Raw genomic sequence first — 9,471 nt, 5'->3', positions numbered from 1 at the left:
CCGCCCGTAAGGAGGAAGTGGAGCACGCCGAGGAGGAAGGCATCATCTTCAAGACGCTGACCAACCCCGTGGAAGTCCTGGGCGACGAAAACGGCTGGGTGCGCGGCATGACCTGCGTGGAGATGGAGCTGGGCGAACCCGATGAATCGGGCCGCCGCCGTCCCATCGTGAAGCAGGGCAGCGAGTTCGAGCTGGAAGTGGACACCATGATCATGGCTCTGGGCACCAGCCCCAACCCGCTGATCCGTTCGACCACGCCGGGCCTGGACGCCAATATGCATGGCTGCCTGATCACCAACGGTCCCGACGGCCTGACGAGCCGGCCGATGGTTTACGCGGGCGGCGACGCCGTCACCGGCGCAGCCACGGTCATTCTGGCCATGGGCGCCGGCAAGGAAGCGGCCGCCGCCATTGATAAGGCCATCCGCGAAAAGTACGAGCAGAAGTAAAGGATAGGATTGATCCCGCGCCGGGCGCACCGGCGCGGGATTTTTTTGTGTGGATCATTCAGGGGATGAATGTGGCCCGGCTTTGCGAACCAACACGACCGTCCCGCGTTGCTTTCCTCTTCCCGGCCGATCGTAGGGGCCGCATGTATGCGGCCCGTGGTGTGTACACTTGCCGTATGGTCTAATTTTTGTTGCTTCGTTTTGGGGCATACTGTAGGGCGGGGTCTTGACCCCGCCGCGCAGGGCTTTCTGCGGCCCAAAACCTTTCAGGCTATGGGGAGGTTTCCAACCCCTCCGTCTGCTTCGCAGACACCTCCCCTATAAGGGGAGGCTTTATAGACGGCTGCCCGCTTAAAAGGCTCCCCTCCCAGGGGAGCTGGATGCGCCGCAGGCGCAGACTGAGGGGTTCTGTTCCCCGGAGCTGCTTACCTACCGGAAAAGTAGTCCCGTCATCCCCGCCCACTATTTATTATCTCTTATCTTTTATCTATTATTTTTAATAAGGAGGTCCCCATGCGACTGAACGAATACCGAACCTGGCTTCTGGCGCGGGAGCGCAGCCCCGGCACCATCGAAAAATACCTGCGGGATACCACCCGCTTCTTTCGGGAGACCGCCGCGCCCGATGCCCCGCCCAAAGAAACCGTGGCCGCCTGGCGGGACTCTCTGGCACGGCGGGGGTATTCCGCCGCCAGTGTCAACGCCATGCTGGCCGCCGTCAACGGTTATCAGGAATTTCGCGGCGCGCCGGAAGCCAAAGCCCGGCCCCTCAAATGCCAGCGCCGGGTCTTTTGCGACGCCGGGCGGGAACTTTCCCGCGCCGAGTATTTCCGCCTGTTGGCCGCCGCCCGCCGCACCGGCCGCAAGCGCACGCTGCTGATCCTGCAAACGCTGTGCGCCACCGGCATCCGCGTGTCGGAACTGGCCTTCGTCACGGCCGAAGCCGTCCGCCGCGGCCGGGCGGCCATCCGCTGCAAGGGCAAATGCCGCGAAATTCTGCTCCTCCATGAACTGTGCAAGCGGCTGGAACGCTGGTGCGCGCGGCAGCGCATCCATACGGGGCCGGTGTTCCTGACCCGGACGGGCCGCCCGCTGGACCGGGTGACGGTGTGGAAAATGATGAAGGCCCTGTGCGAACAGGCGGGCGTTGCGCGGGAAAAAGTGTTCCCCCACAACCTGCGTCACCTGTTCGCCAGGACCTTCTACGGAATCGAAAAGAATCTTGCCAAGCTGGCGGACCTGCTGGGCCATTCCAGCATCGAGACTACCAGAATTTATATCATGAAATCCGGCGCCGAACATTTGAAATTGCTGGACAGTATGCAGCTGCTGTTGTGAAAATATACAAAAGTATAATTTTGTTGCGGTCGGCGCGAAAACTACAAAAGCATAGTTTTGTTGCAAATAGGGCCGAAGGCATCCAGACAACTAAAACTATACCGAAGCATATGGAAAGCCATGTAGCTATGATAACACAACACCCCCGGTAAATCAAGCGTGTTTCCGTCGATTTGACAGTTTACACAAAGAGGACGCACGAAAACGGCCGGGCAGACGCTTTTGTCTGCCCGACTGCTTCCGTGCGCTGTTTTTTTGTCCCGTTTTTCATGTAAGAAAACTGCGATGCAGCAAATCCTTGAACACGGTGTTCAAAGCGTTGTGCAACAAAACTATGCTTCCGTTGCAAAGGAAAGTTTGTTTTTGAATGGCGCGCCCCTGCGCCTGTTCCTGTGACCGTACAGACTGTCTGCTTGCCGGGCTGCCTGCGGCGATAGAAATGGTAAGGAGGAATTTTATACCATGCGATTCTGGAAGAAGCGGCTCCAACGTGTGGCTGCGATGGTTTGCTCTGTTGCGCTTTTAGCCAGCATGATGCCCACCGCTGCTTTCGCAGAGGGACCCACACCGACCCCCACGGCGTCGGTGGAAAACGCGACGCCGACCCCGTCGCCCGACCCGGCCGCCAGTGCCGAGCCGACTGTAAGCCCGGAGCCTACCGTGGAACCCACGCAGGCGCCGGAGGGCACCGCCGTGCCCACCGCGCAGCCCACGCCCACCCCGGAGGGCACTGCTGTGCCTGCCGAAAGTGCGGCTTCCGACGCGGAGTCCACCGTGGAACCTTCTGCGGAACCCACTGCGCAGCCCACGGAGCAGCCTGCTGAAGAAGCTGCGCCCAGCGAGCAGCCGCAGTCGGACGCAACTGCGCCCGAAAGCAGCGCGAACTCCGACGTGGAGACGTATGGGGGATGGCACGACTGGGATGATGATTGGTGGGAAGATCATTTTCCTGACTGGGGCGAAGACTGGGATAAAGGATACTATGTTTGGAACGTAGCAAACATTACACGGAAGCATAATGGTGGCTATGAACTTGAGCGGGTTTACCATGATGATGTCAATAACCCCGACCATGTGAGCGTTTATGTGTCTGACCAAGAAAATGGACCGTACGAAATGATTGCCCCGCACGAACGTGCGTGGGAAGGTAGGCAGTGGGTTGCCAGGAACGAAAGGTTTATTAAAATTGTGCCCGAGAAGGGCTATTATGTGAAGTATGCAGTAGTCGCTTGCGACTATCTGGGCGGCTACGGCTGTACGGTCTTGGCCGACGGTGATGGTTATGGCACTTCTACTGAACCGGGCGATGCTTCCATTATTTTGGTTGCGGATGAGAGCAATCATTTTTACGACCATGACGACCTTGCTGGCACGTCGGTGGAACGTTTCCCATATCATGTATTCATTGAGCTGGCAGAATGCCCTGACCCGGCCTATGTGGTATATGATGCAGGCGAAGCAGGCGGCGAACAGGTGACCGCCGCTATGCTGGACGGCGCTATTGTTTCTAATGACAATGGCGGGATTATTAACAATCGGAATAAGACCGATGTTGCTTTCAGTTTTGAAGACAACCCTGAGAACTATGAAGTTCTGGCACCGACTAAAAATATGGTTCGAGTCGGCAATAAAACCTATGAGTTTGTCGGCTGGAAACTGCAATATTATTCGGACGATATTGACGATGTGGATGATGCCTTCGACATGGAGGACGAAACAAATCAGGAGCCAACAACGGTTCAGCCTGACGGCAAAATTGATTTGTATGCCCATGCTAAACTGACCGCGCAGTGGGAAGAGGTGAAGGGGCCTGTAGTACAGCCGGGTGCCCCCGTCACCGTTAATGTCTATCTGGACGGCGACCCTGTGAAGGTTACGCGCAACGATCAATATATCGATTTGTCGCTGGCGAGCACAACTGATAACCCCGCTGTGAATGTGACGCCGGAAGGCAGCTATCAGTGCACCTATGATTATCTGACATATAACTGTGCCGACTTGCAGTTCACTGTAAATAATAGCTACGTTCTGCAGGCGGTGCAGGCTGACCTTGTCTACGGCGAAAGCGGTAGCAAGGGCGTTACTACTGAAAAAGACACAACCAAAGTAGACAACGTGCAGGGCGGCAGCATTGTAAACATTTATCTTGCCACCCCGTACAGTGTTGAATACTATGTGGACGGCGAACTGTCTGAAACAGATGAAACCACTTATACGGTGGATAATACCGCTGATCTGCCGGAAAATGGCGGATTGCCCAGCGAAGATGATCCCGACAGCGAAGGAATGCAGGACGCTTCCACTGTTGTTTGGAAAATGGATCCCATCAACGATACCATTACTCTAAAGGCAACTGACGACTTGAATGCATGGTATCCCAAGTGGAAAAACGGTGAAGTCGCTGGCAAAATCATTAGCGGCTCCCTGGCGCTTTCTGCTATTCTGAGTGATAAGGATACCTACACTGTAGAGGATAACACCATCAAATTCTTCGGCACTGCTCAACACAAATCTGTTGAACTGACGAAGGAAATCACCAGCATTCAGCGTGGGAACGAAACCTATACGGTTGAGACAATCCCCGATGGCACCCTCAAGGTGAATGACGTAATCACTTACGAAATCACCGTCACCAACACCGGCAACGTCGCGCTGAACGGCCTGACCGTTACCGATAAATTTGAGGGTGCGGGCACGCCGTCCTCGGTCGTTATTAAAGACGGTAATGGTGAATCCGTTGGTGCATGGAATAATAAGGTCTGGACGGTCGAAGATGTTGCCCTTGAAAAGGGTGAATCTGTCGTTTATACCTACACCTACACCGTAGACGAAGCCGATATGGGCAACACCATCAAAAACACGGCTGCTGTGACCGGCGAAGATGGTGTAAATGGTAAGGACACCGAAGAAACGCCCGCCGTCGAGAACCCGGACCCCGTTGTGGATGTCGAGAAAGAAGTCACGCAGATCATGCGCGGCGATACTGACATCACAAATAATGTTGGCGAAGATAACAAGCTGAAGGTTGGCGACGTGATCACCTACAAAGTCACTGTCTCCAACAAAGGCAACACCACACTGACCGACCTGACGGTTACCGATACTTTCAACGGCAGCGCTCAACCCGAAAATGGGAAGAATAATCAATTTGCGCTCAACTGGGAGCCGAAAGAGGATGGCGGTTGGCTTGGTAGCTTCAAGTTCGGAAAATTTGAAGCGGGTAGTTCTTCTTACACTACCTATAACTACACCGTAACCGAAGCCGATATGGGCAAAACCATCACGAACACGGTTTCTGTGGTCGATGAAAATGGCGTGAAGGACGAGGACAAGGATACGCCGCAGTACCCGGTCGAAAAGGCAGAACCCCGCGTTACCGTAGACAAGACCTATACGGCTATGCGCGGCGATGAGCAGGTCCCGGATGGCGAAAACCTCCAGGTCGGTGATAAGATCACCTACCAGATCACCGTCGAGAACACCGGCAACGTTACACTGAAAAAACTGATCGTTACCGATACCTTCACAGGTGCGGGCGAACTTGAAAACTTCACGATGGACCCCGATGCGGGTACGAAATATAAGTGGACGATTTCCGATCTTGCCGTGGGCAAGGATTGGACGGTCACTTACACGTATACTGTAATTGAAGCCGACCTGGGCAACACCATCACGAATACGGCTGTTGTATCCGGCGATGCGGATGGGAAGGATGACGATCCGCCGACTCTCCCGGTCGAGGACGAGAGCGATGCGGTGGCCTTTGACAAGAAGCTGACGCAGATCAAGCGCGGCAACCAGACTATCAGTGCTGCGGATATCAGCAATGATACCATGCTGCAGGCTGGTGATGTGCTCACCTACACGATTACCGTCAAGAACACCGGCAATGTTACGGTGAATGACCTGACCATCAGCGATACCTTCAACGGTACGGGCGACCAGCCGCAGGGCGATTCTATTACCTGGACCGGCAAGGCAGGCGCCTGGACGGGCACGGTTGACGGTGTCAGCCTGACCGCAGGCGATACTAAGACCTACAAATATACCTACACCGTCGTGGATACGGACAAGGGCGCTACGCTGAAGAATGAAGCGACGCTTCGGAGAGGCGAAGAGTACGCCGGTTCTGTAGTCAACGAAAACGTGGTCGCAGATCCCAGCGTCACCGTAGACAAGACCTATACGGTCATGCGTGACGGCAAAACGGTCGAAGTCAGTAACGACAATCCCCTCAAAGTTGGCGATGCGATCACCTACACGATCACTGTCACCAACGATGGCAACATCGCGCTGGAAAACCTGACCGTCACCGATAACCTTAACGGCAAGGGCGAACAGCCGACCGGCGAATCCATTACCTGGACGAAAGATAAAGAGGGATGGAACGGCACGGCTGAGATCGCAAGTATGGATGTGGGCCAGATCTTCACTTTCACCTACACCTATACTGTTGCCGAAGCTGACCTGGGCAGTGATAACCAGCCGGGCAGCATCAAGAACACCGCCGTCGTCAACGGTGGTGGCCTGCCGGAAGGCGGCAGCGAAGGCGAAACGGAAACCCCGGTCGAGCCTGCGGGCACCGTGGTGGTTTTCGACAAGAAGCTGACGCAGATCGAACGCGGCGATGAAACGATCACTGATATCGACAGCAATACCGCGTTGGAAGTCGGCGATACGCTCACCTATACGATCACTGTCACCAACAACGGCAACTATACACTGACGGACCTGGACATTATCGATACCTTCAACGGTATGGGCGACGAACCGACGGGCTCTTTCACCTGGGAAGGCGAGGCCGGTAATCGGACTGCTACGGCCAAGATCGAAAGCATGGGCGTTGGTCAGGTTTTCACTTATAACTATACCTACACCGTTCAGCTCGAAGATGTCGGCAAGACGCTGACGAACACCGCGCAGCTCCTGCGTGGTAACGAAACGCTCGGCGGCGGCAAGACCGAAAACCCGGTCCCGAAAGCCCCTGCATACCTGTTTGAAAAGGCTTTGACGCAGATCGTCCGCGATGGCGAACCGCTGAACCTTGACCGCATCGACGACGATACCATGCTGAAGTCTGGCGATGAGATCACCTACACGATCACTGTTACCAACAACGGCAACGTTGCACTGAACGATTTGGAGATCACCGATACCTTCAATGGTTTGGGCGACAAGCCGCAGGGCGGCTCTATTACCTGGGATGGTAAGGCGGGTGAATGGACAGGCCATGTTGCCGTTAACTCCCTGCCCGTTGGTCAGACCACGACCTACACCTATACTGTAGACGTGATGGACGAGGGCAATACGCTGATCAATACCGCGACGATCAACGGCAGCGAGGAAGATGGCGTTGAGCAAATCGTGTATAAGAACCAGAACCTCGTTGAGCTGCATACTGTGTACTTCGAAAAGGCTCTGACCCAGATCGTCCGTGGTGACGAAACCATCCCTGCTGACCAAATCAGCAATGATACGATTCTGCAGGCTGGTGATGAACTCACCTATACGATCACCCTCAAGAATACCGGCAACGTCACGCTGAATGGCCTGACTATCACCGATACTTTCAATGGTATGGGCGAACAGCCGCAGAGCACTTCCCTTACCTGGAATGGCACAGCGGGCGAATGGGAGAGCAATATCGCTGTTGGTCCGCTGCCCGTTGGCCAGACCACGACTTACACTTACACCTACACCGTTGCAGAAGCGGATAAGGGTGCTACGCTGACCAACACCGCAAAACTCACGGACAGTGAGGGCGACGTTCCGGAAATCGTGTACGAGAACAAGAACGTGGTCGGAATCCCCGATGCGCAGGTCACCAAGACCGTGACGAAGATCGTCCGCAATGGGGAAGACGTCGCGCCCTATGACGAGAACAACAATGCGGTTTCCCTGAAAGTCGGCGATGTTGTTACCTACGAGATCAAAGTCGAGAATACCGGCAACGTCGATTTGACGGGCCTGACCCTTACCGATGAGTTCAACGGCATGGGCGAACAGCCGCAGAGCACTTCCCTTACCTGGGATGGCACCGCGGGCGAAGGCAGCTGGTATAGCAAGACCGAAATGAATCTGCCTGTCGGTCAGACCACGACCTACACCTACACTTACACCGTCGTTCAGCAGGATGGCGTTGTGGATGCAGTAAAGGATAACGTGCTGAAAAACGTGGCAACGGTTTCCGGTGCTGGACTGCCGCAGGAAATTGATCCCAACGATCCTACTCCGCCGACCGATACGGACAGCCGTACCGTTGAAAACGACAAGATCACGATGCAGATCGCTGATATTACCACCTATATGGGTGGCGAAAGCGGCTTCGATGGCGCAGTCGGTTTGGATGGCGAAGCCGATCAGAGCACGTCTTTGCCGGAACCGGGCTTCTATCTTACCCTGCCGGATGAAATCAACGCAGAGTTGACTTATGCTATTGGTGAATCTGATCCCAACAAGGTCGTTGATCTGTCGCAGTATATCACGATCGAAGCAAAAGATGGCGCTGGTGTAGCCCATACTTGGACTTTGGATAAGTATGGCACGGATGTTTCCACCGCGCTTGAAGACGGTCGTGAACGTTACATTTACAAAATCAACGGCGAAGGCGATAACGCGCCGATCCGTGTGGAGTTCAGGGATGAGAACGGTAAACGTGTCACCAATGATACTTTCACGGCGGACGACGCACTGGCCGCAAACTACACAATGACGATCTACCTTGGCGACGTTAAAGTAGAGACTATTGATTTTGTGATCAATATCCCGACGTCTAAAGACGATTTGACAACGGTTAGAACCTATCATTGTGGCTTTGATAAGGACGAATCGGATGAAGCGGCTACTTTGACGATCCGCCACACGGACGAAGCGGTAGTCACGGATGCTGTGTCGAGCATTGCTGAGGCACTGAAAGATGAGACCAAGCAGGATCAGTTCCTTGTCGAAGTGCAGAATGATCAGGACTTCAACATCAATGAGGCCGACGGGGCTTCCGGTGTCAGCGTAGACGTGAAAAACGTCCACCTGCTGGCAGACGAACTCGAACCGTTGGAAGAGGAAGCGGGTCTGGTGCAGACTGCGCAGAAGAAAGCCGGCTTTGCATCTTCCGGTACGGATGCCCAGTATCTGGACCTGGTGGATGCCGACAACGGCAACGCCTGGCTGACCCCGGATGAAGGCGAAACCGTGACGGTCTACTGGCCGTACCCTGCTGGAACCGACAAGAGCACCACCTTCAAGCTGTTCCACTATGAGGGCATGGACCGCGATGCAGTCAATACGGCGGCAGCGGATTCTCTGAATCCGAAAGAAATGACCATCGTTGAAAAGACTGACACCGGCCTGACCTTTAAGACGGACAACTTCTCGCCCTTCGTGCTCGTGTGGGATACCACGACGTCCACCGGCGGCGGGGACAACTCCTCCAACGACAACAACAATAGCAATACCAATAACACCAACGATCAGACCACGACGGTGAACGTCACCAACGAAGCGCCCGCTCCGGCGGCGCCCACGGCGGCGACGGTTCCCCAGACCAGCGACGATATGCCTGTCGGCGCGCTGACCGCAGCAGCGGCAGCGGCGGCCGCGGCCCTCGTGGTGCTGCTGGTGGTGCGCAAGCGCCGCCACGGCAAGGACTGATCCCTGACCGCGTAAAGTAACGCGACCCCCGCGCCCG

General features: G+C 55.3%; 3 protein-coding genes. All 3 read left to right on the top strand.

The window, feature by feature from the left end; translation table 11 throughout:
- On the top strand, window positions 1–449 hold a 449-nt coding region (locus Q0526_RS13230; RefSeq protein ID WP_298734443.1), incomplete at its 5' end, for an FAD-dependent oxidoreductase.
- Between the two features lie 513 nt (window positions 450–962).
- The gene (locus tag Q0526_RS13225; protein WP_298734440.1) at window positions 963–1,787 is read left to right on the top strand and encodes a tyrosine-type recombinase/integrase; all 825 of its coding nucleotides are present in this window, start codon (window positions 963–965) and stop codon (window positions 1,785–1,787) included.
- A gap of 501 nt (window positions 1,788–2,288) precedes the next feature.
- Window positions 2,289–9,434: a hypothetical protein gene (locus tag Q0526_RS13220; RefSeq protein ID WP_298734437.1), complete on the top strand. Its 7,146-nt coding sequence runs from the start codon at window positions 2,289–2,291 to the stop codon at window positions 9,432–9,434.
- Window positions 9,435–9,471 lie beyond the last annotated feature (37 nt).

The organism is uncultured Subdoligranulum sp., from assembly GCF_937890665.1.
The sequence above is the reverse complement of the archived record's forward strand: the minus strand, read 5'-3'. Positions and strand labels throughout refer to the sequence as shown.